Raw genomic sequence first — 26,751 nt, 5'->3', positions numbered from 1 at the left:
GCGGGGGGCTCATGAGCTGCTGGCCAGCAGTTCGGCATTGCCGCCCGCCGCCGTGGTGTCGATCGAGACATGCCGCTCGACCCGGCAGCGCGGCCCCATGTCGGGCCCGGTGAGCAGCGGAATCAGAGCACCGTCGCGGGCGGCCAGCGCCTGCCGGGCGGCCCGCTGATCGTCGGCGTCGGACCAGAGCGCCACGGCATCGAATCCGGTGAGGCTGCCCAGTGCGGCACGGTCCAGCCGGCCGGCGACCCCGTCCACCGCTCCGGGGCAGACCACCAGCGCCGCGGCGCCGTTCTCGGTGGCGATCCGCGCCTGTTCCGCTGCCGCTTCGGCGGTCGGGCCGAGGCAGAGCACCACGCCGCGGCCCCATTCCGAAAGCCGGTTCGATTCGCCGGTCGGGCCGGGCATCTCGCGGCTGTCCACATGCCGCCCGCCCTGCCCGGCCAGCGCGTCGAGCGCCTTCTGCACCTGCGCCGGGTCGGCGGCACCGTCCGATTGCGGCGCCGGAACCGGAGCGAGCTTCGGCGCGGTGAAGCGCGGCAGATAGGAGGGGCCGCCCGCCTTGGGGCCGGTGCCCGAAAGCCCCTCGCCGCCGAAGGGCTGGCTGCCGACCACGGCGCCGATCTGGTTGCGGTTGACGTAGATATTGCCCGCCCGCACCCCGGCGACGGCGGCCTCGACCCGGTCGTCGATCCGGCTGTGGATGCCGAAGGTCAGGCCGTAGCCGCGCGCGTTGATGCTGTCGATCACTTTCTCCAGCGCCTCGGCCCGGTAGGTCGCCACATGCAGGACCGGGCCGAATATCTCGCGCTCCAGCGCCTCGATCCCGGGCAGGCTGATGACTGCCGGGCCTATGAAATGGCCCTTTTCCGGCACCGGCAGCTGCTTGAGCAACCGCCCGGCCTCGCGCGCTGCCTCGACATGCGCCGCAATCCCGGCCAGCGCCTCGGCCGAGATCACCGGACCGACATCGGTTTCAAGCGCCCAGGGGTTGCCCAGCCGCAGTTCGTCCATGGCGCCGTAGAGCATGTCGAGCATCCGGGGCGCGACATCCTCTTGCAGATAGAGCATCCGCAGCGCCGAGCAGCGCTGCCCGGCCGAACGGAAGGCCGAGGCGACGATGTCGCGCACCGCCTGTTCCGGCAGCGCAGTGGAATCGACGATCATCGCGTTCAGCCCGCCGGTCTCGGCGATCAGCGCCGCCTGCGGGGCCATATGCGCTGCCATCGAGCGGTTGATCCGCTGCGCCGTGGCGGTGGAGCCGGTGAAGCAGACGCCCGAGACCCGCGGGTCCCCGGTCAGCGCGGCGCCGACCTGCGGGCCGGGGCCGGGCAGCAGATGCAGTGCCGTTTCGGGCACCCCGGCCCGGTGCAGCAGGCTGACCGCCAGCCGGGCGATCAGCGGCGTGGTTTCGGCCGGCTTGGCCAGCACCGCATTGCCCGCCGCCAGCCCGGCCGCGATCTGGCCGGTGAAGATCGCCAGCGGGAAGTTCCACGGGCTGATGCAGGTGAAGACCCCGGCGGGCTCGCCCTCCAGCGTGGCGATGCCGGCGGCGTAGTAGCGCAGGAAATCCACCGCCTCGCGCAGTTCGGCCACCGCGTCGGGCAGGCATTTCCCGGCCTCGCGGGCGAGCAGGGCAAAAATCTGCCCGGCCTCGGATTCATAGAGATCGGCGGCCCGGTTCAGCACCTCGGCCCGTTCCTCGGCCGGGGCGGTCCAGCCGCGGGCCGAGGCCAGCGCGGCCTCGACGGCTTCGGGGGAACTGTCGGGTACATGACCGACGATATCGTCCGGATCGGCGGGGTTGAGGATCGGCACGCCTTCGCCATCGCCCCATTGCGCCCTGGCCCAGGGTGCGCGGGCCTTTTCGATCGCGTCGAGCACATCGCGGTTGCGCAGGTCGAAGCCGGTCGAATTCCGTCGCCCCGGAAACAGCGCCGCAGGCATCAGCACCCCGGCGCCGCTGGCGCCCTTCAGGGCCAGGAAGGGATCGGCGGCGACCTTTTCGGCCGGGATCGTGCTGTCGACGATCTGGTTGACGAAGGATGAATTCGCCCCGTTTTCCAGCAGCCTGCGCACCAGATAGGCCAGCAGGTCGCGGTGCGGGCCGACCGGCGCGTAAATCCGGCAACGGCTGGATTCGGCGGCGCGAACGATTTCGTGCAGGCTTTCGCCCATGCCGTGCAGGCGCTGGAACTCCCAGCCCCCGGTCCCGCCGGCCAGTTCCAGCACCGCGGCGACGGTATGAGCGTTATGGGTGGCGAATTGCGGGTAGATCCGGTCGCGCATCGCCAGCAGCTTGGCGGCGCAGCAGATGTAGGAGACATCGGTGGCGGCCTTGCGGGTGTAGACCGGGAAATCCTCGAGCCCCTCGACCTGGGCCTTCTTGATCTCGCTGTCCCAATAGGCGCCCTTGACCAGCCGGACCATGAATCGGCGGTCGAGCCGCTCGGCCAGCGCATGCAGCCAGTCGATCACCATCGGCGCGCGCTTGCCATAGGCCTGCACCACCACGCCGAAGCCGTCCCAGCCCGCCAGGCCCGGATCGGCGGCCACCGCGGCGATCACGTCGAGCGAGAGGTCGAGCCGGTCGGCCTCTTCGGCGTCGATGTTGAGCCCCATCCCGGCCCGCGCCGCCGCCAGCGCCAGGTCGCGGACCACCGGCACCAGCTCGGCCATGACCCGATCCGCCTGCGCCTCTTCATAGCGCGGATGCAGGGCCGAGAGCTTGATCGAGATGCCGGGATTGGCGGCGACCTCCCGGCCCCGGCATTCGGCGGCGAGGCTGGCGATGGCGCCGGAATAGGCCTCGCGGAAATGCTCGGCGTCCCGCGCGGTCATCGCGGCCTCACCCAGCATGTCATAGCTGTAGACATAGCCCTTGGCAGCGGCCTTGCGGCCCCGTTCCAGCGCCTCGGGAATGGTGCGGCCCAGCACGAACTGGGCGCCGAGTTCCTTCATCGCCCGGCCCACCGCGACCCGGATCACCGGCTCTCCCAGACGCCGGATCGCGCCGCGCAGCACCGAGGCCAGCCCCTCGCCCTCGCTCAGCACCTTGCCGGTGAGGAGCAGCGCCCAGGTCGAGGCATTCACCAGCGACGAGGCCGAACGGCCCAGGTGCCGGCCCCAGGCGGAAGGGGCGATCTTGTCCTCGATCAGCGCGTCGATGGTTTCGGTGTCGGGCACCCGCAGAAGCGCCTCGGCCAGACACATCAGCGCCACGCCTTCCTGAGTGGAGAGACCGTATTCGGCCAGAAAGACCTCCATCAGCCCCGGCTTGGCCGAACTGCGGACCGCCTCGACCAGCGCGGCGCCACGCTCAGAGGCTTTCGCACGCAGGGCGGCGTTCGGGCCGTGCCGGGCCACGAGCCGATCCAGCGTCTCACCTTCCGGCGCAAGATGGGCCTTCCGGATCACGGTTCGCAGGGTTTCGAGCTGGATCATTTGCGGCCTCGGAGCTGGCGATTCGATCCCGAGACTATCTGGCGTGGGGCGCCAATGCAGCCCCGGCCTGGTACCCGCGGCCGGGCTCGAACCGGCACGACCTTTCGGTCTGGAGATTTTAAGTCTCCTGTGTCTACCATTCCACCACGCGGGCCGAGGCCTGGGCGCGGCGACCTTAGACGCAGCGGGGCGGGCTGGAAAGGCTCAAAGCTCTTCGCCTGCCCGGCCTCGATCCGGCCGAGAAGAAGCAGGCCGGGTCACCTGCGCCGATGGTGGAGCGGCCGGCCTTGCCGGCAAGGCCGGCGCTTGACCCCGGCGCGGGGCTCGGTCAAGCCTGCGACCATGTTCCCGATCCGCGATCACAACCCTTCGGCCCGCACGCCCGTTGTCACCTATGCGCTGATCGCCGCCAATGTGCTGGTCTACCTGGCGATGCTGCCGGCGGCGCAGGACGGGCGGGCGCTCTACGACATCTACAACACCTATGCGCTGGTCCCGGCCGAGTTCAGCGCCGGCTACGACCGCTGGACCCTGCTGACCTCGGCCTTCATGCATGGCGGTATCCTGCATCTGGCGGGCAACATGCTGTTTCTCTGGATCTTCGGCGACAATCTCGAGGATCAGATGGGGCATCTGCCCTATCTCGGCTTCTACCTGGCGGCGGGCATGGCGGCGGGGCTGGCGCAGGTCGGGATCGACCCGACATCGCGGGTACCGATGGTCGGCGCTTCGGGGGCGATCGGCGGGGTGCTGGGCGGCTACATGCTGCTGTTTCCCCGGGCCCGCGTCGACATGCTGCTGATCGTGGGCTTCTTCGTCCGGATGTTCACCCTGCCGGCCTGGATGCTTCTGGGCTTCTGGCTCGGGCTGCAACTGGTGCTGGGGCTGGCCAATACCGGGGCCGAGGGCGGGGTTGCCTATTGGGCCCATGTCGGCGGCTTCATCGCCGGGCTGATCCTGACCCTGCCGCTGTGGCTGCGCCGCGGCGGAGGTGGCTACTGGAGCCGGACCGAGGGCCGCCCGCCACATCCGCCCGGCCCCGTGCCGCAGACGCGAATCCCGCGCGTTCCCAGAAGGAAATCCCGATGAGCCTCCCCGATCCCACCGGCATCCTGCGCGCCGCCTGCCACTGCGGCGCGGTGCGATTCGAGGTCACGCTGAGCGAGGGCTTCGCCAGTGCCCGACGCTGCGATTGTTCGTTTTGCAGAAGACGGGGAGCGATCGCGGTGTCGGCACCGCTGGACGGGGTTCGAATTGTGCAAGGCGCCGAAAACCTGGCGACCTACAGTTTCGGCACCCATGTGGCGCAGCATCATTTCTGCAAGACCTGCGGCATCTACACCCATCACCGGCGCCGCTCGAACCCGGATGAGTTCGGCGTCAACGTCGCCTGCATCGAGGGGGTCAATCCGCGCGATCTGGGCGAGGTGGTCTGGAACGACGGCGTAAACCATCCTTCCGACCGCTGAGCGGCCGGGCCGCGGACCCGTCTAGGCCCTCATGACCTTGGCGAAACTGTCGAAGATATTCCCGTTGGCGCAGAGCAGCTCGCCGCTGGACAGGATGTCGGCCTCGGGCACCAGCGGTTCGACGATGCCGCCCGCCTCGCGCACCAGAACCAGCCCGGCGGCGATGTCCCAGGGGTGCAGGCGCCGCTCCCAGAAACCGTCGAAACGACCCGCCGCGACATAGGCCAGGTCCAGCGCCGCGGCGCCCCAGCGGCGCACCCCGGCACAGGTCGGCAGCAGCCGGGCGAGGTCCTGCAGCGTCTCGGGCAGGTCGGCGCGGCCGCCGAAGGGCAGGCCGGTGGCGAAGATCGCCTCGATCATCGACTTGCGGCCCGAGACCCGAAGCCGGGACTCGTTCAGCCAGGCGCCCTGGCCCTTTTCGGCGAAGAACATCTCGTCCTTGGCCGGGTCGAAGACCACCCCGGCGACGATCTCGCCCTTGTGTTCCAGCGCGATCGAGACCGCCCAGTGCGGCAGGCCGTGCAGGAAATTGGTGGTGCCGTCCAGAGGATCGACGATCCAGCGCCGGGTCGGGTCTTCGCCCTTCTCGGCGGCGCTTTCCTCGGCCACCCAGCCATAGGTCGGACGGGCGCCGCGCAGTTCCTGCTTGAGGATCGCCTCGGCGGCCAGATCCGCCTTGGAGACGAAATCCCCCGGCCCCTTCGACGAGACCTGGAGATTCTCGACCTCGCGGAAGTCCTTGACGAGCGAACGTCCCGCCAGGCGCGCGGCCTTGATCATCACGTTGAGGTTGGCGCTGCCCTGCATCTTCACATCCCGTCTGGTCCAGAGCGGGCGTATAGGCGCTTGGCGGGCCAATGCCAAGAGTTGCGGAAGCGCAAGATCGTCACGGTCCCGGCGGCGGGGATGGCGTGGAGCGGGGAGGACCGCCCTACCCCATCCCCCGCGCCAGTTCGGCGGCAAAGAAATCCTCGGGGTCGTCCAGTTCGACCAGCCTCTTGCCCTCGATCACCCAGAACCGGTTCGCCACCGCCCGCACGAAGGCCCGGTCGTGCGAGACCAGCAGGCAGGAGACCTCGTCGCGGGTCAGTTCCGCTTCCAGCGCCTCCTGGCCCTCGATGTCGAGATGGTTGGTCGGCTCGTCCATCAGGTAGAAGTTCGGCCGCTCCAGCCGCAGGGCCAGCATCGCCAGCCGCGCCCGCTGCCCGCCCGAGAGCAGCGCCGCCGGGCGGCCCTGGGCATCGAAGGAAATCCCGGCGCCGGCCAGCAGCCCGCGCGCCGTCTGGTCGCCGATGTCCGAGCGGGCACAGATCGCCGCCAGCGGTGTCTCGTCACCGTCGATCCCGGTGAGCGCCTGATCGGAATAGCCCAGCCGCAGCGATGCGGCGACTGAGAGCCCCTCGGTCTCGCGGCCCTGGCAGGCGGCGTGCAGCGCCTCGATCAGCCGGGTCTTTCCGGCGCCGTTCGGCCCCAGCAGCAGCACCCGGTCCCCCGGCCCGATCCATTTCCGGCCGGTCGTGAACAGCACCCGGCCATCCGGCGCCGGCACCGGCATCCCGTCCAGCCGCAGCAGGGCCCGCGCACGGGCCACCGCCGGGTCGAGCCGGATCGCGCCCGAGGATGACTCGCGCCAGGCCGGGCGGGCGGCCTGCTCGATCCGCTCGGCCCGGTTCTTGAGTTGCCGGGTCTTGGTGATCAGCAGGTCGGAGCCGGAGTTGATGCCGATGTTCTTCAGCTTCGCCGCCTGGCGGCGCAGCTGGTCGGCCTTCTTCATGTCGTTCCGGTGCTGCCGGTCGTCGGCCGCGTCCGCCTGAACCAGCGCCGCACGGGCGCGGCTGTAGGGCAGCGCGAAATCACGGCTGACGGTCTCGCGCAGGAACAGGCTGCGGTTGGTCACCGCATCCAGAAAAGCCCGGTCATGGCTGGCGATCAGCAGCGGGAAGTCGCGCGGCAGGCTGGCGATCCAGCCCTGCAGCCAGCCGATCCGGGCCAGGTCGAGATGGTTGGTCGGCTCGTCCATCAGCAGAAGGTCCGGCCCGCCGATCCAGACCCGGGCCAGCATCGCCATCCGCTGCCAGCCGCCGGAGAGTGCGCCGAGGGGGCGGCTTCGCAGCTCTTCCGGGATCGCCAGCTCGTCGAGCACCAGCCCGACCCGCCAGCTCTCGGTCTCGGCCAGATCCGCGGTGAGGCCGCCGGCGACGACCTCCTCGACCGTCGCAGCGGACAGCGCGGCGGGAATGTCCTGCGCCAGATGGCCGGTGATCAGGCCGCGGGCGCGGGTGATCTCGCCATGCGTCGGTTCCAGCGCGCCGGACAGGCAGGCCAGCAGCGCCGACTTGCCGCGGCCGTTGGCGGCGATCAGGCCGATCCGGTCGCCGGGATGGATGGTAAGGGAAAGCCCGGAAAACAGGGGGGCCGCGAAGGTCAGGCCAAGGTCACGGGTGGTGAGTAGGGTCATGATGGATATCCGCTGGTCGAAAGGCCCCGCTGTCGGTTCGGGGCTGGCTGGCGGGTCGCTGCATGGCGGCAGGGGCCCCGCCGGTTCCGGGCGGATCGGTCGCGGACCCTATCGGGTCAGGCTGCGGCTCCACCCTGCATCGGGACATGCAGGGCACAGACAGGGCCGTAGAGACTGGGCCATTTGCGGATTGTCATTCCCGGCCCTCCCTGTTGCGCATTGGACCTGGGCGGAGCCTATCCGAATGCACCGGGCCTGACAATCGCGGCAGTCGGCTCAATGCGGCGCGACATCCGACAAGAGGTTGATGACCAGCACCCCGGCCAGGATCAGGCCCAGCCCGAGGATCGCCGCCGGGTCCAGCCTCTGGCCATAGCCAAGCCAGGCCACGGCGGTGATCAGCACGATCCCCAGCCCGGACCAGACCGCATAGACCACCCCGGTCGGCATCACCCGCAACGGATAGGACAACAGCCAGAACGCGACGCCATAGCCGACAACCGCCAGCACACTGGGCCAGAGCCGGGTAAAGCTGGCCGACCGCGCAAGCGCGGTGGTGGCGACGACCTCGGCCAGGATCGCGGCCGCGAGGATCAGATAGAACCGCACCGGTCAGCCTTCGGCCGCCGGAACGGCGCCACGGGCGGCGTTGCCCTGCCGCAGCACCACCGGCTCGGTCCTGGCCAGCTTCACCCAATGCGCCATGTAGGGTTTGGCACCGTCATCGCTGCGGGTCGCGGCATACATCCGCCGGGTGATCCCCTCGCGGGTGATCGGCCGGGTCACATAGTCGGACGACACCTTGACCTGGCGCAGCACCCAGTCGGGCAGCACCGCCACCCCCCGCTGCGAGGCGACCAGCAGCAGGATCATCGCCGTCAGCTCGACCCTGCGGATCGAGCGCGGCTCGACCCCGGCGGGCATCAGCAGCATCTTGAACACGTCGAGTTTCGAGCGCTCGACCGGATAGGCGATCAGCACCTCGTCCCTGAAATCCGCCGCCTCGACAAAGGGTTTCGCGGCCAGCGGATGCGCCGCCGAAGCCACGAACACCGGCTGATAATCGAACAAGGGCGCGAACTGGATGCCGGGAATCTCTTCCGGGTCCGAGGAGATCACCAGATCGACCTCTTCCCTTGCCAGCGCGTTCAGCGCGTCGAAGGCCAGCCCGGCGCGGATGTCCACATCGACCTCGGGCCAGGCCTTGCGGAACTGTTCCAGCACCGGGAACAGCCATTCGTAGCAGGCGTGGCACTCGATCGCGAGATGCAGCCGCCCGGCCTTGCCGCTGCGCAGCCCGGCGAAATCCTGTTCCAGCGCCTCCAGCTCGGGCAGGACCCGCTCGGCCAGACGCAGCAGCCGGTGCCCCGCCGCCGAGAGTTTCATCGGCTTGGTGCGGCGGACGAAGAGCTCGACCCCGGCCTGATCCTCCAGCCCCTTGACCTGATGGCTGAGCGCCGACTGGGTGATGTTCAGCAGTTCCGCCGCCCGGGCCAGACCGCCGGTGTCGTGGATCGCCTTCACCGTGCGGAGGTGCCGGAATTCGATATTCATTTCGGTCCTCATGATGTTGATGAGAATTATGAGTTTGTCTCACAAAGCAGGATGCCCTACAACGGCCCGCATCAACCCAACCCATGCCCCCGGTGCCCCATGACCGCTGCCCGACCCGACCTCAGGATTTCCTTCGAGTTCTTCCCGCCGCAGTCGATGGAAGCCTCGTTCCGGCTCTGGGACACGGTCAACACCCTGGCGCCGCTGGCACCGAGCTTCGTCTCGGTGACCTATGGCGCTGGCGGCACCACCCGCGACCTGACCCATGACGCGGTCGGGATCATCCACAAGAACTACGGGCTGAACGTGGCGGCGCACCTGACCTGCGTGAATGCCTCGAAGGCCGAGACGCTGGAGATCGCCCGGCGCTATGCCGAGGTCGGCGTGACCGAGATCGTGGCCCTGCGCGGCGATGCGCCGAAGGGCCAGGGCAGGTTCGTGCCGCATCCCGAGGGGTTCGCGGATTCGGCCGAGCTGGTGGCGGCGCTGGCCGAGACCGGGCTGTTCAAGCTGCGGGTCGGCGCCTATCCCGACCGGCATCCGGAAGCCACCGACGACGAGGCCGACATCCGCTGGCTGAAGCGCAAGATCGAGGCCGGCGCCAGTTCGGCGATCACCCAGTTCTTCTTCGAGGCCGAGACCTTCTTCCGGTTCCGCGACCGGGCCGAGAAGGCCGGGATCACCGCGCCGATCATCCCCGGCATCCTGCCGATCGAGAACTGGGAGGGCACCAAACGCTTCGCCGCCCGCTGCGGCACGGAGGTTCCGGCCTGGCTGGACGAGGCCTTCACCGCCGCCAAGCGCGACGGGCGCGAAGAGCTGCTTTCGACCGCGATCTGCACCGAGCTTTGCACCGAGCTGATCGAGGGCGGCGTCGAGGATCTGCATTTCTACACCCTGAACAAGCCGCAGCTGACCCGGGACGTTGCCCATGCCCTGGGCATCGCACCCGAGGTGAACCTCGAAAAGGTCGCCTGAGACCGGATCGACTGCGCCACGACGGGCGGCTCTGCGGGGAGGCAGGGCCGCCCTTTTTCCTGCCGGCGCGCCGGTTGCCGGCGGCGGAGCCTCCGGCGGGGATATTTTCCAGGTGAAGCGGGCCCCGGGACGGCAGACCGGCGCCGACGGAACGTCACCGCGGTTTGGGTCTTTTCAGGCTGGACCAATCGGTCTAGCCTCGCCGCGAAACCGGAGGGACCATGACTGACGCCTATGCCGCCGCCTCGCCCGAGGACCTGCTGTCGCCGCAGGAATTGCTGTCGATGTCGGGACTCGAATTCCTGACCGCCATGAAGGAGGGCCGGCTGGCCGGGCCGCCGATCGCCGGGCTGATGAACTATCGGCCGAGCGTGGTCGAGGCTGGCCGGGTGGTGTTCTCGGGCGCCCCGGCCTTTGAGGTGATGAACCCGATCGGCACGGTGCATGGCGGCTGGTACGGCACCCTGCTGGACAGCTGCATGGCCTGCGCGGTGCAGACGCTGCTGCCCAGGGGAACGGTCTACACGACGCTGGAATACAAGATAAACATCATCCGCCCGGTGCCGCTGGGAATGCAGGTCGACGCGATCGGAACCGCCTCGCATGTCGGCCGCACCACCGGGGTGGCCAGCGGCGAGATCCGGGGCCAGGAGGATGGCAAGCTCTATGCCACCGGCTCGACCACCTGCCTGATCATGACCCCCTGAGGCGCTCAACGGCCGGGGTCGCAGCACTGCCGGGGATCAGGGCTGCGTCGGCTCGTCGCCCGGAAGCCGCATCCGGATGCCCTGCCCGGGCGCGGGCGCGCGGTCCCGTCGGCCCGGGCCGGTCAGCCGAAGAGCAGCACCGGGTGGCCGCGGGCCGAGGGGTGGATCTGTTCGGACGGATCGGCGCCGACCTCGCGCCGGTGGCGGCGCAGGAAGGCCTTGCCCCAGCCCCTCATGGTGCCGACCGAGGGCGCCGTGGCATCGCAGGGAAAGCGCGCGCGCCAGCCCTGCGGCAGCGGCAGCCCGGCCGCCTCGGCGCGTTCCAGCATCCAGACCAGGGGAATGTTGGCCAGCGGCCGCGCCGCGTCGAAGCCGCCGAGCTGACCGCCGATGTCGCCATGGGCGCCGCGAAACCACATCTGGATCATCTCGCCCGTCCAGTCGGGATCGCAGACCCACATCACCGGCGCGAAGGCGTCGCGGGTCTCGTCTAGCGCCAGGGCGTGATAGCCGCGCCGGACCGAGGGGCCGAGGCCGAGGGTGTGGAACTGATGTTCGACGGTGGACCAGCGCCAGAACAGCGGCGCCCGGATGCCGAGCGCCTTCACCGTGTCCCAGACCCCGATCATCTCGATATCCGCTACCGCGTGGCAATTGGCCCGGGCGAAGAGCCGCGCCGAGTAGCCGCCGGGATCGGCGCGGTAATGGCGATAGGCCAGGGTGATGTTGCGCTCGGTCGCGGCATCGGCCCGCAGCAGCCCGACGGTGTCGATCAGCCCGGCCAGCGCCCGCGCCGCGTAGGCGCCACGCGAATAACCGAACAGCCATATCCGGTCGCCGTCATGGTAGCGCGAGGCGAGATGGCCATAGACCCGGCGGATTTGCCGGTTGATGCCGCGCCCCTCGACCACGTCCAGCGTCGCCTTCCAGTCGCGCCACTGGATGCCGGCCTCGTAGCGCACGATCATGGCGCCATGCGCCGTCTGATCGCGCAGCAGCTTGTAGGTCAGCCCGGCATTGGTCTCTTCGCCCTCCTCCAGCGAGGACAGCGTGCCGTCGAGGATCACCACATGATCGACATGGCCCCGCTGGCGACGGGCGGGCTGGGCTGTCTCGGCCCTCGGGCCGCGGCGCAGAAGCCGCCTGATCCAGTCAGGCGGCGTCACGCTTGGCGTCGTTCAGCATCGCCCAGACGCGATGCGGGGTGAAGGGCATGTCGGCCTGCCGCACCCCGGCCTGCCAGAGCGCATCCATCACCGCATTGGCCACCGCGGCCATCGAGCCGACCGTCCCGGCCTCGCCGCAGCCCTTCATCCCCATGATGTTGGCGGTCGAGGGCACCGGTTCCGAGGTGAAGTCGATCAGCGGCAGATCTGCGGCCCGGGGCATCCCGTAATCCATGAAGGTCGCGGTCAGCAACTGGCCGTTCTCGTCATAGACTACCTGCTCGCTCAGCGCCTGGCCAAGCCCCTGCGCGACCCCGCCATGAACCTGGCCCTCGGCCAGCATCGGGTTGATAAGATTACCGAAATCGTCCACCACCGTATAGCGCTCGACGGTGACCTGGCCGGTCGCGGGATCGACCTCGACCTCGCAGACATGGCCGCCGTTGGGATAGGAGCGGCCCGGCAGGGTGGCCGTCTCGGTGATCTTCAGCAGATCGTCGCGGCCCTTGGCGCGGGCCATCTCGGCGGCTTCCAGCATGGTCGGGGTCAGGTTCGACCCGGCAACGCGGAACCTCTCGTCGTCAAAGCTGACCTCGGCCGGATCGACCCCGGCCTCTTCGGCGATCATCGCGCCGAAGCCGCTCACCAGCCGCGTCACCGCCGCCAGCGTGGCGTTGTTCTGGGTGGTGACGGACCGCGAGCCGCCGGTGCCGCCGCCCCTGGCGATCCGGTCGCTGTCGCCCTGGATCACCCGGATCGAGTCCAGCGGGATGCCGGTCTGGTCGCTGAGGAACTTGGCGAAGACCGTCTCGTGCCCCTGGCCGCCGGACTGGGTGCCGACATAGAGCAGCACGGTGCCGTCCTCCTGGAACTCGACGGTGGCGTCTTCCTCGGGCGAGCCGAGGATCGACTCGATGTAGTAGCACAGCCCCTGGCCGCGCAGCTTGCCACGGCTGGCCGAAGCCGCGCGCCGCGCCGGGAACCCGGCCCTGTCGCATTCGATCTCGACCCGAGACAGGACCTTGTTGAAATCGCCGACATCATATTTCTCGCCGGTGGCCGAGGTATAGGGGAAGGCCGAGACCGGGATGAAGTTCTTGCGCCGCAGGGTCCAGGGATCGGTGCCGAGCTGCCTGGCGGCATAGTCCATCATTCGTTCCAGCGCATAGATCGCCTCGGGCCGGCCGGCGCCGCGATAGGCATCGACCTGCACCGTGTTGGTGTAGATGCCCTTCACGTTCAGCAGGGTCGTCTGCACGTCATAGGTGCCCATCAGGACCCGCGCCCAGAGGAAGCTCTGGATCATCTGGCCGAATTCCGAGTTGTAGGCGCCGAGATTCGAGAGGCCCTCGACCTTGTAGGCGGTGATCTTGTGGTCCTTGTCGAAGGCCAGGGTGCAGACGGCATCCACGGCCCGGCCGCCGTTGTCGGTCAGCATCGCCTCGGTCCGTTCCGACATCCAGCGCACCGGATGGTCCAGCTTGCGGGCCGCGGCGGCGCAGACGTAATACTCGGGATAGGTGAAGCCCTTCATGCCGAAACCGCCGCCGACATCCGGATTGGTGACCCGGAAGGTTCCGGCATCCTCGCCGAACACCCGGGCCAGCGCGTTCTTCAGCCCCCAGACGCCCTGGCCGTTGACGCAGACATGCAGGCGGCCGCCCTCCATCGGTTCGGCATAGCAGCCGCGCGGTTCCATCGAATTGACGATGATCCGGTTGTCGCCGATCGGCATGGTGACGACATGGGCGGCGGCGGCGATCGCGGCCTCGACCTTGTCGGCATCGCCCTCGCTGAAGTCATAGGCCACGTTGTCGGGCGCCTCGTCATGGATCGTCGGGCCGCCCGGCGCCAGATCGATCTTGGCAGGCAGGTCCTCGTAATCGACCTCGACCAGTTCGGCGGCATCCTTGGCCTGAACCAGCGTCTCGGCCACCACCGCCGCGACCGCCTCGCCGACATAGTTCACCTTGCCCTTGGCCAGCAGCGGACGCAGCGGCGCCGCGCCTTTCGAGCCGTCGCGGTTGGTCTGCACGGTGGCCGTCATGCCGATCGAGAGGCCCATGGCCTCCAGATCCTCGACCGTCAGCACCGCCTTGACGCCCGGCGCCGCCAGCGCGGCCGAGGTATCCACGCCGAGGATCCTGGCATGTCCGAACGGAGACCGGACGAAGGTCACGAACCAGGCATTTTCAGGGGCAATATCATCGACATAACGGCCATGGCCGGTCAACAGCCGAAGATCCTCGACCCGGCTCTGTGCCGCACTCTTTCCGAACTTGTCCATGTCGCGCTCCGTGACTTCAGGCTTCGCGGGCGAGCCTAGCCACCAAGCCGGGATTGTCCAGAGAGCCCGGTCCCTAAGCCGCGCTTTCCGCCCCGGGCAGGCCCAGATGCCGCGCCACCAGTTCCGCCACGCCGGTGAAGGGGATCAGCCCCAGTTCCCCCGCGCCCTGGCCCCGGATCAGCACCGGCACCCTCTCGCGGGTGTGATCGGTTCCGGTCCAGGTCGGGTCGTTGCCATGGTCGGCGGTGAAGAGAATCATGTCCCCGTCGCCCAGATGCGCGAAGACCCGCGGCAGTTGCGCGTCGAACCATTCCAGCGCCCTGGCGTAACCCGAGACATCGCGGCGATGGCCGTAGAGCGTGTCGAACTCGACGAAATTGGCGAAGGTCAGGCTGCCCGGCGCGGCGTCGCGGGCAAGGTCCACCAGATGGTCCATCAGCTGCGCATCGGGGCCCTTGCGAAGGTCGCCGATGCCGCGCATCGAGAAGATGTCCCCGATCTTGCCCACCGCATGGGTGTCGCGCCCATCCTCCGCGGCCCGGTCCAGCAGGGTCGGCGCCGGCGGCAACATTGCATAGTCATGCCGGTTGCCGGTGCGTTTGAAGCTGCCCGGCGCGCCGACGAAGGGCCGGGCGATGACCCGTCCGACCCGCATCGCGTGCAGGGTCGGCGCGATGTCGGCGCAGAGCTTTTGCAGCCGGTCGAGCCCGAAATGCTCTTCATGCGCGGCGATCTGGAACACCGAATCCGCCGAGGTATAGCAGATCGGCTTGCCGGTGCGGATATGCTCGGCGCCCAGTTCCTCGATGATCGGCACGCCCGAGGCATGGCAGTCGCCCAGGATCCCGTCGGTCCCGGCCAGCTGTGCGACCCTGGCGCTGAGTTCGGGCGGAAAGGCGGGCCGGGTGTCGGGGAAATAGGTCCAGTTCCAGGGCACCGGCACCCCGGCCAGTTCCCAGTGGCCCGAGGGCGTGTCCTTTCCGGGCGAGACCTCGGTGGCGGCCCCCCAGCGGCCCGACACCGCGCCGCCCAGCCCGATCTCCAGCCCCGAGGCCAGGGCCACCGCCCGGCCGAGCCCGAGCGCGGCCAGGTTCGGCAGCTGCAGCGCCCCGCTCCGGCCCTCTTCGGCGCGGCCCTCGGCGCAGGCCTGCGCGATATGGCCCAGCGTGTTGGCCCCGGTGTCGGGGCGGTCGCCGTTGAAGAACTCGGCCGCGTCGGGCGCGCCGCCGCAGCCCACCGAATCCATCACCACCAGAAATGCCCGGGTCATCGTCCATCCTCCCGGCAGGCACGCAGCGCCCTGCCCGCTTCATCTTCCAAATATCCCCGCCGGAGGCTCCTGCCGCCTCCAGAGGCGCGGCGCGTGGGGCGGGGCCTCATGCGATCCGCTCGTGAATCAGCGGCGGCGGGTCCACCTCGCCCCCCACCCTGTAGGCCGCCTGCAGGGCCTGCACCCCGGCCTGCGCCGCGGCGTCATCGGCAGCGTGGACCCGGCCGATGGGCTGCCCCGGCCCGACCTTGTCGCCGATATGGGTCAGCGCCGAATAGCCGACCGACGGGTCGATCCTGTCGCCGTCGCGCTGCCGCCCGCCGCCCAGAGCCACCACCGCCAGCCCGACGGCGCCGGTATCGACCGCCACCACCCGGCCTTCGGCCGGCGCCGGCACGTCGCGGACCACCCCGGCTTCGGGCAGATGCGCCCGCCAGTTCTCGACGAAATCCGCCGGGCCGCCCAGAGCCGCCACCATGGCGCCGAACCGCTCGGCGGCGTGGCCCCGGTGCAGCGCCTCGGCAATCGCCGCGCCGCCGCGGGCGGCGTCCGGCTGGACGCCGCAGAGCGCCAGCAACTCGCCGCCCAGTGCCACCGTCAGATCCCAGAGGTTCTGGGTGATCGCGCCACCCGTCAGGCAATCCATCACCTCGGCCACCTCCAGCGCATTGCCGGCGGTCAGGGCCAGCGGCTGGTCCATGTCGGTGATCAGCGCGCGGGTCGGGCAGCCGGCGCCCTTGGCGGTCTCGACCAGTGCCCTGGCCAGTGCCCGCGCGTCCTGCGGCGCCTGCATGAAGGCGCCCGAGCCGACCTTCACGTCCAGCACCAGTCCCTGCAGCCCCGCCGCCAGTTTCTTGGACAGGATCGAGGCGGTGATCAGGTCGATGCTCTCGACCGTGCCGGTCACGTCGCGCACCGCGTAGAGACGCTTGTCGGCGGGGGCGATCCGCCCCGTCGCGCCGATGATCGCGCAGCCGATGTCGCGGACGATCCCGCCCAGCCGGTCGGCGCTGACCTCGACTCCATAGCCGGGGATCGATTCCAGCTTGTCGAGCGTGCCGCCGGTGTGGCCCAGCCCGCGCCCCGAGACCATCGGCACATAGACGCCGCAGGCGGCCAGGGCGGGCGCAAGCAGAAGCGAGATCGAATCGCCGATGCCGCCGGTCGAATGCTTGTCCACCACCGGGCCGGGCAGCGCCCAGTCGAGCACATCGCCCGAATCCCGCATCGCCAGGGTCAGCGCGACCCGGCCTTCGTCGCCCAGCCCACGCTGGCAGACCGCCATGGCGAAGGCCCCCGCCTGGCTGTCGGTGACGGCGCCCGAGGCGAGGCCCCGGGCGAACCACGCAATCTCCTCGGGCCCCGGGCGGACCCCGTCGCGCAGCTTCACCAGGATGGCGCGGGCGTCCATCAGGCGCGGTCCATCTGGGCGGCATCGAAGGCACCGGGCAGCAGATCGCCCAGGGTCAGGCTGGTCTCGACCCCGTCGAGATTGCCCATGGTCACGGTGACATCCCTGCCGGCGAATTCGGCAATCTTCTGCCGGCAGCCGCCGCAGGGTGTCACCGGCACCGGACTGTCGGCCACGACATAGACCTTGGCGATCTTCGTTTCGCCCGCCGCCACCATCGCGGCAATCGCTCCGGCCTCTGCACAGGTGCCTTCGGGATAGGCAACATTCTCGACATTGCAGCCCTGGTAGACGGCGCCGGAGGCGGTGCGGATCGCGGCACCGACCTTGAACCCGGAATAGGGCGCATAGGCCCGGACCTGCACCTCGATCGCGGCGGTTCTGAGATCCATGGCGACGTCTCCCCTTTTGGTGGCCAGACTGCGGCGCGGGTCGGGACGTTGCAAGCCCCCTCCGCGGCCCGGGCCGGAAGGGCGGCAGCGGCCGGGCCCTGCCCCGCTGCCCGATTATCCGCCCCGGCCCCCGCGGCCCGCGCTCTTGCCGCTTGCGGCACACCCTCATCCGTGGATACAATCGGACCGACACCAGGATAGTTTAACGTTAAACTATTCGAAGGGAGGACCAGCATGACAGATGCCAGAGACCCGGCCGCAGGGCCGGACAATGCGCGCGCCGAGCCTTCGCACCACGACAATCTGCGCCAGGCGGCGCTGAATTATCACGAGTTTCCCAAGCCCGGAAAGCTCGAGATCCGCGCCACCAAGCCGATGGCCAACGGCCGCGATCTGTCACGCGCCTATTCGCCGGGCGTGGCCGAGGCCTGCCTGGAGATCAAGGCCGAGCCGAGCAGCGCCTCGCGCTTTACCGCGCGCGGCAATCTCGTCGCTGTGGTCACCAACGGCTCCGCCGTTCTGGGCCTCGGCAATATCGGCGCGCTGGCCAGCAAGCCGGTGATGGAGGGCAAGGCGGTCCTGTTCAAGAAATTCGCCAATATCGACTGTTTCGACATCGAGCTGAACCAGACCGACCCGGAGAAGCTGGCCGATATCGTCTGCGCGCTGGAACCGACCTTCGGCGCGATCAATCTGGAAGACATCAAGGCGCCGGACTGCTTCATTGTCGAGAAGCTCTGCCGCGAGCGGATGAACATCCCGGTCTTTCACGACGACCAGCACGGCACCGCCATCGTCGTCGGCGCCGCCGCGACCAATGCGGTGCGGGTGGCCGGCAAGCGGTTCGAGGACATCAAGGTGGTGTCCACCGGCGGCGGCGCGGCGGGGATCGCCTGTCTCAACATGCTGCTGAAACTGGGCGTGAAGCGCGAGAACGTCTGGCTCTGCGATCTGGTCGGGCTGGTCCACGAGGGCCGGACCGAGGAGATGACCCCGCAGAAGGCCGAATTCGCCCAGCCGGGCGGACCGCGCGGGTTGGGCGATGTCATCGACGGCGCCGACCTGTTCCTGGGCCTGTCCGGACCCGGGGTGCTGAAGCCCGAGATGGTCGCCCGGATGTCCGACGCGCCGATCATCTTCGCGCTGGCCAACCCGACGCCCGAGATCATGCCCGAGGATGCCCGCGCCGTGAAGCCGGATGCGATCATTGCCACGGGACGCTCGGATTACCCCAATCAAGTCAACAACGTGCTGTGTTTCCCCTTCATCTTCCGGGGGGCGCTGGACGTCGCGGCCACGACGATCAACGACGAGATGGAACTGGCCTGCATCGAAGGCATCGCCGCCCTGGCCCGCGCCACCACCAGCGCCGAGGCCGCCGCCGCCTATCAGGGCGAGCAGATGACATTCGGCGCCGACTACCTGATCCCGAAACCCTTCGATCCGCGGCTGATGGGGGTCGTCGCCTCGGCCGTCGCGGGGGCGGCGATGAAGACCGGCGTGGCGATGAAGCCGCTGGACGATCTCAAGGCCTACAAGGCCAAGCTGGACGGCTCGGTCTTCCGCTCGGCGCTGATCATGCGCCCGGTGTTCGAGGCCGCCGCGACCACCAGCCGCCGCATCGTCTTTGCCGAGGGCGAGGACGAGCGGGTGCTCCGGGCCGCCAATGCGATGATCGACGACACCACCGACAAGCCGATCCTGATCGGCCGCCCCGAGGTGATCGAGACCCGCGCCGAACGGGCCGGGCTGAGCATAAGGCTGGGCGAGAATGTCGAGGTGGTGAACCCCGAGAACGACCCGCGCTACCGCGACTACTGGCAGAGCTATCACCGGATCATGGAGCGGCGCGGCGTCACCCCCGACCTGGCCCGTGCGGTGATGCGGACCAATACCACGGCGATCGGCGCGGTGATGGTGCATCGCGACGAGGCCGACAGCCTGATCTGCGGCACCTTCGGGCAGTTCCTCTGGCATCTGAAATATGTCCATCAGGTGCTGGGTTCGGACAAGCTGCATCCGGTGGCGGCGCTGAGCCTGATGATCCTGGAAGACGGGCCGCTCTGGGTCGCCGATACGCAGGTGCATCATGAGCCCTCGCCCGAACAGATCGCCGAGACCTGCATCGCCTCGGCCCGCCATGTCCGCCGCTTCGGGGTCCGGGCCCAGGTGGCGCTGTGTTCGCATTCGCAATTCGGCAATCTCGACTGCGACAGCGGCCGGCGGATGCGCGGGGCGCTGGAAATCCTCGATTCGGCGCCGCGCGATTTCGACTATGAGGGCGAGATGCATGTCGATGCGGCGCTGGACGTGGCCCTGCGCCAGCGCCACTTCCCCAACACGCGGCTTCAGGGGCCGGCCAATGTGCTGGTCTTCGCCAATTCCGATGCCGCCTCGGGGGTGCGCAACATCCTGAAGATGAAGGCCAATGCCCTGGAGGTCGGACCGATCCTGATGGGGATGGGCAACAAGGCGCATATCGTGACGCCCTCGATCACCGCGCGGGGTCTGCTGAACATGTCGGCCATCGCCGGGACGCCGGTGGCGCATTACGGGTGAATCCCGGCCCTGACGCCCCCCGTTAGCGCCAAACGTGACAATTGCCCGCGCCCTGCCCTGCTGGACGCATGCCCCCGCGTCGCGCTAGACCCATTCATGGGATCAGGGAGGATCACTGATGAGCTACGCCGACGTCTATGCCGACTGGAAGGCCGACCCCGAAGGCTTCTGGATGCGCGAAGCGCAGGCCATCGACTGGGACAAGCCGCCCTCGAAGGCGCTGTTCGACGAGAAGGCGCCGCTCTACGAATGGTATTCGGACGGGCTGACCAACACCTGCTGGAACGCGGTCGATCGCCATGTCGCGGCAGGGCGCGGCAGCCAGGCGGCGATCATCCATGACAGCCCGATCACCGGCTTGACCCACAAGATCACCTATGTCGAGCTGCTGCAAAGGGTCTCGTCGCTGGCCGGGGCGCTGAAGGCGCAGGGCGTCGGCAAGGGCGACCGGGTGATCATCTACATGCCGATGATCCCCGAGGCGCTGGAAGCGATGCTGGCCTGCGCCCGCCTGGGCGCGATCCACTCGGTGGTCTTCGGCGGTTTCGCCGCGCATGAGCTGGCGGTGCGGATCGACGACTGCACGCCCAAGGCGATCATCGCCGCCTCCTGCGGGCTCGAACCGGACCGGGTGGTGCATTACAAGCCGCTGGTCGACGAAGCCATCGAGCAATCCACCCACAAGCCGGACTTCTGCGTGATCTTCCAGCGCGAGCAGGAGGTCGCCAAGCTGATCCCCGGGCGCGACCTGGACTGGCACGGGTTCCAGGCCGGGGTCGAGCCGGCCTCATGCGAGCCGGTCGAGGGCAATCATCCGGCCTATATCCTCTATACCTCGGGCACCACCGGCCAGCCCAAGGGCGTGATCCGGCAGACCGCCGGCCACATGGTGGCGCTGAACTGGACCATGAAGGCTGTCTACAATGTCGAGGCCGGCGACGTGTTCTGGGCCGCCTCGGACGTCGGCTGGGTCGTTGGCCACAGCTATATCTGCTATGGCCCGCTGGTCGCCGGCTGCACCACGATCGTCTTCGAGGGCAAGCCGGTCGGAACCCCCGATGCCGGCACCTTCTGGCGGGTGATCGAGGATCACCGGGTAAAGAGTTTCTTTACCGCCCCAACCGCAATCCGAGCCGTCAAACGCGAGGATCCGGAAGGCAAGCTGATGGGCAATTACGACCTGTCATCGCTGAATGTGCTTTATCTGGCAGGCGAACGCGCCGATCCCGATACGATCGAATGGGCGGGACGGCATCTGAATGTCCCGGTCATCGACCATTGGTGGCAGACCGAAACCGGCTGGGCGATTGCCGCGAATCCGATGGGAATCGAGCCGCTTCCGGTCAAGATCGGCAGCCCTTCGGTGGCAATGCCCGGCTATGACGTGCAGATATTGGACGAGGCCGGCCATCCCGTGAAGGATGGCGAACTGGGCGCCATCGCGGTGAAATTGCCATTGCCGCCGGGCACCCTGCCGGGGCTCTGGAATGCCGAGGCCCGCTATCGCAAGAGCTATCTGGACCATTTTCCAGGCTATTACGAAACCGGCGATGCCGGGTTCAAGGATGAGGATGGCTATCTCTATATCATGGCCCGCACGGATGATGTCATCAATGTCGCGGGACACCGCCTTTCGACAGGCGCGATGGAGGAAATCCTTGCCGGCCATGCAGATGTGGCCGAATGCGCGGTCATCGGGGTCAGCGATCCGCTCAAGGGTCAGGTGCCCATGGGCTTTCTCTGCCTGAACAGTGGCTGCAACCGGACCCATGAAACGGTCGTCAAGGAATGCGTGGCCCGGGTGCGCGACCAGATCGGACCGGTCGCGGCATTCAAGCAGGCCGTGGTGATCCAGAGACTTCCGAAGACCCGGTCGGGAAAGATTCTCCGGGGCACGATGGCCAAGATTGCCGACGGCGTTTCTTTCAAAATGCCAGCAACAATAGACGATCCTGCAATTCTTGATGAAATTCGCGACAGTCTATCGAAGATCGGCTACCCGAAAAGTTGATCTTATAGTCAATATCTCCCATTGGCGGGTTGCGCCCCAAGGCGTCCTTGGACAGGTTGTCTATCGCGAGGGTTGCAGGGAAATCCGCCGTCGGGATCGGACCGATGGTATTGCCCTTATTCAATAGTGTGGGGTTAAATCGGTCTTGTCCTTGTTTGCCGTTTTCTTTGAAGGTCTGGCATCATTCGCCCCTGCCGGCCCTGACGAAAGCGCCATGTCTGGAAGAGAAATCCAGTCATGGTAATCAATTCCACAATTCCGGACGCCGGTCCGATGCTCGGCTCGAGTCCGGCGCTGAGAACCATGCTGGACCGTGCGCGGGCCGCAGCCCGGTCGGACCAGCCGGTGTTTCTGTGGGGCGAAAGCGGGACCGGCAAGGACCTGCTGGCGCAGGCGATCCATGCCGGCTCGTCGCGGGCCTCGGGGAACCTTGTGATCCTGAATGCCGGTGCGGTGCCGGACGACATCCTCGACCGCGAAATCTATGGCGACCCCGGCGCCGGCCAGCCGCCGCGCTACCCTTCGGTGCCGCCCTATCTGGCACAGGCACAGGGCGGCACGCTCTATATCGACGATGTCTGCCGGATGTCCCTGCATCTTCAAGCCCGGCTTCTGGCGCTGCTGCGCCGCGGCTGGATCGCGCGGAGCGACGGACGCTCGGAACGGTTCACCGCCCGGCTGATTTCCGCGACCAATACCTCGCCCACGACGGCGTTGAAGGAAGGAAAGCTGCGCCGCGATCTCTACGACATGCTGGCGGTAGAGCCGTTGAACCTGCCGCCGCTTCGGGCCCGCGACTCGGATGCGTCGGAAATCGCCGCGCAGGTCTATCCGACGCTGCTGGAAGGCTTCGGCTTTCCGCCGCAGAAACTGCCGCCGCGTATCCTGGCGCGGATCGACTCGCTGCCCTGGCCGGGCAATGTCCGCCAGCTGCTGAACGTGTTGCGGCGCATGGCGTTGAGCGCCGAGGCAGCGGCAGGGCGATCCGCCGATCTGCCCATCGAGCTGCTGTCCGAGTCGGTGCCCGAGATGGCTCCAGCCTCGACGCAGGCCCCGGCCCGCAGCTTTGCCGAGATCGAGCGGCGGGCGATCCTGGAAGCGATCGAGCGCAACGACGGCTCGGTCCAGCGTGCCGCCGACGAACTGGCGCTGGCCGCATCGACCATCTACCGCAAGCTGAAGGGCTGGCAGCAACAGAACGGGGTGGACAAGTCGCATTCGTAAGGGCTGCCCGGCGCGCGACCGGGGCCCGGCTGCCCTAGACGAACTGCTCAGAGATCAGACGCTCTTCCAGGCCGTGGCCGGGATCGAACAGGATCCGGTGGCTGATCTCGGGGGCCGACTGGATCTCGACCACCAGCACATCGCGGACCGAGCGGCTGTCGGCATCGGCCATCACCGGGCGTTTGTCGGCCTCGAGCACATCGAAGCGGACATGCGCCTTGGAGGGCAGCAGGGCGCCGCGCCAGCGCCTGGGGCGGAAGGCGGCGACGGCCGTCAGGGCCAGCACATCCGAGCCGATCGGCAGGATCGGCCCATGCGCCGAGTAGTTGTAGGCCGTCGATCCGGCCGGCGTCGCCAGCATCGCGCCGTCGCAGACCAGCTGCTCCATCCGCACGCGCCCGTCCACGGTGATCCGCAGCTTTGCCGCCTGCGGACCGGCACGCAGCAGCGAGACCTCGTTGATCGCCAGCGCCCTGTGCACCGTTCCGTCGGCGCAGGTGGCCACCATCGACAGCGGGTGCAGCACCGCCTGTTCCGCCTCGGCCAGACGCTCGGGCAGGCCGTCCTCGGCAAACTCGTTCATCAGGAAGCCGATGGTGCCGCAATTCATCCCGTAGACCGGCAAATCCAGGTGCCGGGTCTCGCCCAGCGTGTGCAGCATGAAGCCGTCGCCGCCAAGTGCCACGATCTGCCGGGCCGAGTCCGGAGCGGACTGGCCATAGCGCTCGACCAGCCGCGCCAGTGCCGATTGCGCCGCCGGGCTGTCGCTTGCGACGAATCTGACGCGGTGATCTCCGACCATGCCTGCTGCCTCCCTGGACCCGGGGCGCAGCATCCGGTGCCGCCCGGAGGAACTCAACCCCAAACCGGCGCACCGCGGCCGGCTGTCGCCGCAGGCTGCGCTGTTTCCCATCGTCGCCGGCTGTTCCCGATCCGCACCTCTTTGCCGGGCGGAAGCGCGAATGCGGCGCTTTCTGCCCTTCCCGCCCAGCCCGGGCAGCGTTAGAACCGCCGCAACCCTGGACCCATAGCCCGAACGGAGCAGCTTATGACCGCGTCCACCCGCGACCCCGGCTTTTTCACCGAGACCCTTGCCAACCGCGACCCGGAGATTTTCGGCGCGATCCGCAAGGAGCTGGGTCGCCAGCGCGACGAGATCGAGTTGATCGCGTCGGAAAACATCGTCTCGGCCGCGGTTCTCGAGGCGCAGGGCTCGGTCCTGACCAACAAATACGCCGAAGGCTATCCGGGCAAGCGCTATTATGGCGGCTGCCAGTTCGTCGACATTGCCGAGACTCTGGCCATCGACCGTGCGAAACAGCTGTTCAATTGTGAATTCGCCAATGTGCAGCCCAATTCCGGCAGCCAGATGAACCAGGCGGTGTTCCTGGCGCTGCTGAAACCCGGCGACACCTTCATGGGGCTGGACCTGAACTCGGGCGGTCACCTGACCCACGGCTCGCCGGTCAACATGTCGGGCAAGTGGTTCAACCCGGTGGCCTACGGGGTTCGGGCGCAGGACCAGCTTCTGGACATGGAGGCGGTGCGGGCGACGGCGCTGGAGTGCAAGCCCAAGCTGATCCTCGCCGGCGGCACCGCCTATAGCCGGATCTGGGACTGGGCCGCCTTCCGCGCCATCGCGGACGAGGTGGGCGCGATCCTGATGGTCGACATGGCCCATATCGCCGGTCTGGTGGCGGGCGGACAGCATCCCTCGCCCCTGCCGCATGCCCATGTCGTGACCACCACGACCCACAAGTCGCTGCGCGGGCCGCGCGGCGGGATGATCCTGACCAATGACGCCGACATCGCCAAGAAGGTGAACTCGGCCGTGTTCCCCGGCCTGCAGGGCGGCCCGCTGATGCATGTCATCGCCGCCAAGGCGGTGGCCTTTGCCGAGGCGCTGCGCCCCGAGTTCCAGGCCTATGCCGCCGCCGTCGTGGGCAATGCCCGGGCGATGGCCGATCAGCTGATGAAGGGCGGGATCGACATCGTGTCGGGCGGCACCGACAACCATCTGATGCTGGCCGATCTGCGGCCCAAGAAGGTCACCGGCAAGGCCGTCGAGGCGGCACTCGGCCGGGCCCATATCACCTGCAACAAGAACGGCATCCCCTTCGACCCGGAAAAGCCCTTCGTGACTTCGGGCATCCGCCTCGGCACCCCGGCGGGCACCACGCGGGGCTTCGGCGAGGCCGAGTTCCGCCAGATCGCCGACTGGATCGTCGAGGTGGTGGACGGGCTGTCGGCCAACGGGGACGAGGGCAACGGCGAGGTGGAAGCCGCGGTGAAGGCCAAGGTGCAGGCGCTCTGCGCCCGCTTCCCGATGTATCTGAAACTGTGAGACGGAGCGGGCGGGCTGCGGCCCGCCTGCGCTGACCCCGCGGGCCTAGAGATAGCCCCTGAGCCGCAGCACGGTCAGCACCAGCACCGCCACCACAAGCAGGTTGAACGCCTGCCCGGCGAGGATGTCCAGCGCCTTGTGCAGGCGCCGCTGGAACGGATCGATCCGCTTCAGATGGTTCTCGATCAGCACCGCGGCGCGCTCCACCCCGGCGTAGTCGATCCGCCGGGCGAGCTTCGGGTTCTTCTCGAGTTGCGCGGCCTGGGCGATCTGCTCTCCGGCACGGCGCAGGCGCTTCGGCAGCGACCGCCCGGCACGGCGAAGCTTGCCCTCGAACCCCTCACCCTTCACGCCCATCCGGGCTTCCATCATCTCGGCCAGCGCCTCGGCGCGGGCATTCACACTTTGGTCCATGGCCGTCTCCCGGCGGACAAGCTATCCATGGCTCCGAAGGAAATCCAGAGATTCGCATGCTGGCACGCACCATCCACGGCACCCCGACCGACCGACCGACATTGCTGATCGCGCATGGCCTGTTCGGGTCGGGCCGGAACTGGGGCGTGATCGCCCGGCGCCTGGCCGACAGCCGGCAGGTGGTGACGGTGGACATGCGCAACCACGCCGCCAGCCCCCGGGACGAGCGGCACGACTATCCGGCGCTGGCCGAAGACCTGGCCGAGACGATCGCCGATCTCGGCGCGCCCTGCGACATGCTGGGGCATTCGATGGGCGGCAAGGCGGCCATGGTCTGCGCGGTGACCCGCTCCGAACTGCTGCGCCGCCTGATCGTCGCCGATATCGCCCCGGTCGGCTATGCCCATACCCAGATGCATCTGATCGAGGCGATGCGCGCCGTCGGCAGCGATTTCGCCAGCCGGGCCGAGGCCGATGCGGCGCTGGCCCCGCTGGTCGAGGAGCCCTCGGTGCGCAGCTTCCTGCTGCAGAGCCTCGACATGAAGGAGAAGCGCTGGACGCTGAACCTGGACGCGCTGGCCGGAAACATGGACAACATCCTCGGCTTCCCGCCGCTGACCGGCAGCTTTCCCGGCCCGGCCCTGTTCCTGACCGGCGCCGAGAGCTCCTATGTCCTGCCGGAGCATCGCGGCGAGATCCGGCGACTGTTCCCGGCCGCGCGCTTCGCGAAAATCCCGGGCGCCGGACATTGGCTGCATGCCGAGAAACCGCGCGAGACCGAAGCCGCGATCCGGGTCTTTCTGGACGCCTAGCGCCCGGTCATGGCGCGGGTCACCAGATAGGTCGCCGGCAGCGCCAGAACCGCACCGGAGGCGGCGGCGATCAGGATCGGGTTGAGCGAGTCATATCCCAGGGTCAGGGCGATGATGACCCCGGTCCCCATCAGGGTGGTCGAGATCAGCGAGAACAGGATCGTCGCAAGGCGGAACATTCTGGCCTCCTGCCATGGTGTGCGCTTGCCCCTTGCTAGCAGGATGATCGGCCGGAACCATGATCGGGATCA

The 26,751-nt window shown here is 68.4% G+C and carries 22 protein-coding genes and 1 tRNA gene; 9 read left to right on the top strand and 14 right to left on the bottom strand.

Translation table 11 applies throughout. The features are described from left to right. Positions 1 to 9: 9 nt before the first annotated feature. Both putA and NUW50_RS01790 read right to left on the bottom strand, forming a co-directional pair. Positions 10 to 3,444 (bottom strand): bifunctional proline dehydrogenase/L-glutamate gamma-semialdehyde dehydrogenase PutA, encoded by a 3,435-nt coding sequence (gene putA / locus NUW50_RS01795; RefSeq protein WP_258287341.1) that lies wholly within the window; start codon positions 3,442 to 3,444, stop codon positions 10 to 12. A gap of 68 nt (positions 3,445 to 3,512) precedes the next feature. Beyond that, positions 3,513 to 3,598: transfer RNA gene (locus NUW50_RS01790), tRNA-Leu, on the bottom strand. Positions 3,599 to 3,786: 188 nt separating this feature from the next. Here NUW50_RS01790 and NUW50_RS01785 point away from each other — a divergent pair. Beyond that, positions 3,787 to 4,533 (top strand): rhomboid family intramembrane serine protease, encoded by a 747-nt coding sequence (locus NUW50_RS01785; RefSeq protein WP_258288284.1) that lies wholly within the window; start codon positions 3,787 to 3,789, stop codon positions 4,531 to 4,533. Further along, positions 4,530 to 4,913 (top strand): GFA family protein, encoded by a 384-nt coding sequence (locus tag NUW50_RS01780; RefSeq protein ID WP_443135067.1) that lies wholly within the window; start codon positions 4,530 to 4,532, stop codon positions 4,911 to 4,913. Before NUW50_RS01785 ends, NUW50_RS01780 begins: the two co-directional genes overlap by 4 nt. 21 nt (positions 4,914 to 4,934) lie before the next feature. Here the strand turns inward: NUW50_RS01780 and NUW50_RS01775 are convergent, their stop codons facing one another. From NUW50_RS01775 to NUW50_RS01760, 4 genes are all read right to left on the bottom strand, one after another. Further along, positions 4,935 to 5,720 carry an inositol monophosphatase family protein gene (locus tag NUW50_RS01775; RefSeq protein ID WP_258287340.1) on the bottom strand — a complete coding sequence of 262 codons (786 nt, stop codon included), beginning with the start codon at positions 5,718 to 5,720 and terminating at the stop codon, positions 4,935 to 4,937. A gap of 124 nt (positions 5,721 to 5,844) precedes the next feature. Further along, positions 5,845 to 7,371, bottom strand: coding sequence for an ABC-F family ATP-binding cassette domain-containing protein (locus NUW50_RS01770; RefSeq protein ID WP_258287339.1), 1,527 nt, complete (start codon positions 7,369 to 7,371; stop codon positions 5,845 to 5,847). Positions 7,372 to 7,647: 276 nt separating this feature from the next. Beyond that, complete coding sequence (locus NUW50_RS01765) at positions 7,648 to 7,980, bottom strand: SMR family transporter (protein WP_258287338.1); 333 nt, start codon at positions 7,978 to 7,980, stop codon at positions 7,648 to 7,650. Positions 7,981 to 7,983: 3 nt separating this feature from the next. Next, positions 7,984 to 8,925 carry a LysR family transcriptional regulator gene (locus NUW50_RS01760; protein WP_258287337.1) on the bottom strand — a complete coding sequence of 314 codons (942 nt, stop codon included), beginning with the start codon at positions 8,923 to 8,925 and terminating at the stop codon, positions 7,984 to 7,986. Between the two features lie 99 nt (positions 8,926 to 9,024). Between NUW50_RS01760 and metF the strand changes: the two genes are divergently transcribed. Together metF and NUW50_RS01750 are read left to right on the top strand one after the other, a co-directional pair. Continuing rightward, the gene (metF, locus tag NUW50_RS01755; RefSeq protein ID WP_258287336.1) at positions 9,025 to 9,903 is read left to right on the top strand and encodes a methylenetetrahydrofolate reductase [NAD(P)H]; all 879 of its coding nucleotides are present in this window, start codon (positions 9,025 to 9,027) and stop codon (positions 9,901 to 9,903) included. Between the two features lie 221 nt (positions 9,904 to 10,124). After that, on the top strand, positions 10,125 to 10,610 hold the full coding sequence (locus NUW50_RS01750) for a PaaI family thioesterase (protein ID WP_258287335.1): 486 nt from the start codon (positions 10,125 to 10,127) through the stop codon (positions 10,608 to 10,610). A gap of 122 nt (positions 10,611 to 10,732) precedes the next feature. Here the strand turns inward: NUW50_RS01750 and NUW50_RS01745 are convergent, their stop codons facing one another. From NUW50_RS01745 to NUW50_RS01725, 5 genes are all read right to left on the bottom strand, one after another. Then, positions 10,733 to 11,776 carry a DUF2235 domain-containing protein gene (locus NUW50_RS01745; protein ID WP_258287334.1) on the bottom strand — a complete coding sequence of 348 codons (1,044 nt, stop codon included), beginning with the start codon at positions 11,774 to 11,776 and terminating at the stop codon, positions 10,733 to 10,735. Continuing rightward, entirely contained in the window at positions 11,763 to 14,063 is a 2,301-nt protein-coding gene (locus NUW50_RS01740; RefSeq protein WP_258287333.1) for a xanthine dehydrogenase family protein molybdopterin-binding subunit, read from the bottom strand. The genes NUW50_RS01745 and NUW50_RS01740 overlap by 14 nt, the downstream gene beginning before the upstream one ends. A 73-nt stretch (positions 14,064 to 14,136) precedes the next feature. Beyond that, positions 14,137 to 15,333, bottom strand: a complete 1,197-nt coding sequence (locus NUW50_RS01735; protein ID WP_258287332.1) for a phosphopentomutase — start codon at positions 15,331 to 15,333, stop codon at positions 14,137 to 14,139. A 106-nt stretch (positions 15,334 to 15,439) separates the two neighbouring features. Continuing rightward, complete coding sequence (locus NUW50_RS01730; RefSeq protein ID WP_258287331.1) at positions 15,440 to 16,744, bottom strand: thymidine phosphorylase; 1,305 nt, start codon at positions 16,742 to 16,744, stop codon at positions 15,440 to 15,442. Beyond that, positions 16,744 to 17,136, bottom strand: a complete 393-nt coding sequence (locus NUW50_RS01725; protein ID WP_258287330.1) for a cytidine deaminase — start codon at positions 17,134 to 17,136, stop codon at positions 16,744 to 16,746. The genes NUW50_RS01730 and NUW50_RS01725 overlap by 1 nt, the downstream gene beginning before the upstream one ends. Positions 17,137 to 17,370: 234 nt before the next feature. Here NUW50_RS01725 and NUW50_RS01720 point away from each other — a divergent pair, with 234 nt between their 5' ends. The 3 genes from NUW50_RS01720 (at position 17,371) to NUW50_RS01710 (ending at position 22,930) form a co-directional block, all read left to right on the top strand. Then, positions 17,371 to 19,695, top strand: a complete 2,325-nt coding sequence (locus NUW50_RS01720; RefSeq protein ID WP_258287329.1) for an NADP-dependent malic enzyme — start codon at positions 17,371 to 17,373, stop codon at positions 19,693 to 19,695. 118 nt (positions 19,696 to 19,813) lie between these two features. After that, a complete protein-coding gene (locus NUW50_RS01715; protein ID WP_258287328.1) occupies positions 19,814 to 21,706 on the top strand; it encodes a propionyl-CoA synthetase in 1,893 nt (630 codons plus the stop codon). A gap of 273 nt (positions 21,707 to 21,979) precedes the next feature. Next, the gene (locus NUW50_RS01710) at positions 21,980 to 22,930 is read left to right on the top strand and encodes a sigma 54-interacting transcriptional regulator (RefSeq protein WP_258287327.1); all 951 of its coding nucleotides are present in this window, start codon (positions 21,980 to 21,982) and stop codon (positions 22,928 to 22,930) included. A gap of 34 nt (positions 22,931 to 22,964) precedes the next feature. On the opposite strand, the gene NUW50_RS01705 is transcribed toward NUW50_RS01710, so the two are convergent. Continuing rightward, the gene (locus NUW50_RS01705) at positions 22,965 to 23,732 is read right to left on the bottom strand and encodes an NAD kinase (protein WP_258287326.1); all 768 of its coding nucleotides are present in this window, start codon (positions 23,730 to 23,732) and stop codon (positions 22,965 to 22,967) included. A gap of 246 nt (positions 23,733 to 23,978) precedes the next feature. Here NUW50_RS01705 and glyA point away from each other — a divergent pair, with 246 nt between their 5' ends. Next, positions 23,979 to 25,274, top strand: a complete 1,296-nt coding sequence (gene glyA / locus NUW50_RS01700; protein ID WP_258287325.1) for a serine hydroxymethyltransferase — start codon at positions 23,979 to 23,981, stop codon at positions 25,272 to 25,274. Between the two features lie 45 nt (positions 25,275 to 25,319). Here the strand turns inward: glyA and NUW50_RS01695 are convergent, their stop codons facing one another. After that, positions 25,320 to 25,688: a hypothetical protein gene (locus tag NUW50_RS01695; RefSeq protein ID WP_258287324.1), complete on the bottom strand. Its 369-nt coding sequence runs from the start codon at positions 25,686 to 25,688 to the stop codon at positions 25,320 to 25,322. 56 nt (positions 25,689 to 25,744) lie between these two features. Between NUW50_RS01695 and NUW50_RS01690 the strand changes: the two genes are divergently transcribed. After that, on the top strand, positions 25,745 to 26,500 hold the full coding sequence (locus NUW50_RS01690) for an alpha/beta fold hydrolase (RefSeq protein WP_258287323.1): 756 nt from the start codon (positions 25,745 to 25,747) through the stop codon (positions 26,498 to 26,500). On the opposite strand, the gene NUW50_RS01685 is transcribed toward NUW50_RS01690, so the two are convergent. After that, entirely contained in the window at positions 26,497 to 26,679 is a 183-nt protein-coding gene (locus NUW50_RS01685; protein WP_258287322.1) for a CTP synthetase, read from the bottom strand. The two genes, NUW50_RS01690 and NUW50_RS01685, sit on opposite strands and share 4 nt — an antisense overlap. Positions 26,680 to 26,751 lie beyond the last annotated feature (72 nt).

The organism is Frigidibacter sp. ROC022, assembly GCF_024723735.1.
GTDB lineage: Bacteria > Pseudomonadota > Alphaproteobacteria > Rhodobacterales > Rhodobacteraceae > SLM-1.
Note: the sequence above shows the minus strand (reverse complement) of the source record. Positions and strands in the feature narration are given on the sequence as shown.

Bases quoted from the DNA above. Each gene is read 5' to 3' on its own strand.
- NUW50_RS01705 (WP_258287326.1), bottom strand. From the start codon at position 23,732: ATGGTCGGAGATCACCGCGTCAGATTCGTCGCAAGCGACAGCCCGGCG.
- putA (WP_258287341.1), bottom strand. From the start codon at position 3,444: ATGATCCAGCTCGAAACCCTGCGAACCGTGATCCGGAAGGCCCATCTT.
- NUW50_RS01735 (WP_258287332.1), bottom strand. From the start codon at position 15,333: ATGACCCGGGCATTTCTGGTGGTGATGGATTCGGTGGGCTGCGGCGGC.
- NUW50_RS01725 (WP_258287330.1), bottom strand. From the start codon at position 17,136: ATGGATCTCAGAACCGCCGCGATCGAGGTGCAGGTCCGGGCCTATGCG.
- glyA (WP_258287325.1), top strand. From the start codon at position 23,979: ATGACCGCGTCCACCCGCGACCCCGGCTTTTTCACCGAGACCCTTGCC.
- NUW50_RS01720 (WP_258287329.1), top strand. From the start codon at position 17,371: ATGACAGATGCCAGAGACCCGGCCGCAGGGCCGGACAATGCGCGCGCC.
- NUW50_RS01730 (WP_258287331.1), bottom strand. From the start codon at position 16,744: ATGGACGCCCGCGCCATCCTGGTGAAGCTGCGCGACGGGGTCCGCCCG.
- NUW50_RS01750 (WP_258287335.1), top strand. From the start codon at position 10,125: ATGACTGACGCCTATGCCGCCGCCTCGCCCGAGGACCTGCTGTCGCCG.
- NUW50_RS01775 (WP_258287340.1), bottom strand. From the start codon at position 5,720: ATGCAGGGCAGCGCCAACCTCAACGTGATGATCAAGGCCGCGCGCCTG.
- NUW50_RS01690 (WP_258287323.1), top strand. From the start codon at position 25,745: ATGCTGGCACGCACCATCCACGGCACCCCGACCGACCGACCGACATTG.
- NUW50_RS01710 (WP_258287327.1), top strand. From the start codon at position 21,980: ATGCTCGGCTCGAGTCCGGCGCTGAGAACCATGCTGGACCGTGCGCGG.
- NUW50_RS01780 (WP_443135067.1), top strand. From the start codon at position 4,530: ATGAGCCTCCCCGATCCCACCGGCATCCTGCGCGCCGCCTGCCACTGC.
- NUW50_RS01760 (WP_258287337.1), bottom strand. From the start codon at position 8,925: ATGAATATCGAATTCCGGCACCTCCGCACGGTGAAGGCGATCCACGAC.
- metF (WP_258287336.1), top strand. From the start codon at position 9,025: ATGACCGCTGCCCGACCCGACCTCAGGATTTCCTTCGAGTTCTTCCCG.
- NUW50_RS01770 (WP_258287339.1), bottom strand. From the start codon at position 7,371: ATGACCCTACTCACCACCCGTGACCTTGGCCTGACCTTCGCGGCCCCC.
- NUW50_RS01695 (WP_258287324.1), bottom strand. From the start codon at position 25,688: ATGGACCAAAGTGTGAATGCCCGCGCCGAGGCGCTGGCCGAGATGATG.
- NUW50_RS01715 (WP_258287328.1), top strand. From the start codon at position 19,814: ATGAGCTACGCCGACGTCTATGCCGACTGGAAGGCCGACCCCGAAGGC.
- NUW50_RS01785 (WP_258288284.1), top strand. From the start codon at position 3,787: ATGTTCCCGATCCGCGATCACAACCCTTCGGCCCGCACGCCCGTTGTC.
- NUW50_RS01685 (WP_258287322.1), bottom strand. From the start codon at position 26,679: ATGTTCCGCCTTGCGACGATCCTGTTCTCGCTGATCTCGACCACCCTG.
- NUW50_RS01740 (WP_258287333.1), bottom strand. From the start codon at position 14,063: ATGGACAAGTTCGGAAAGAGTGCGGCACAGAGCCGGGTCGAGGATCTT.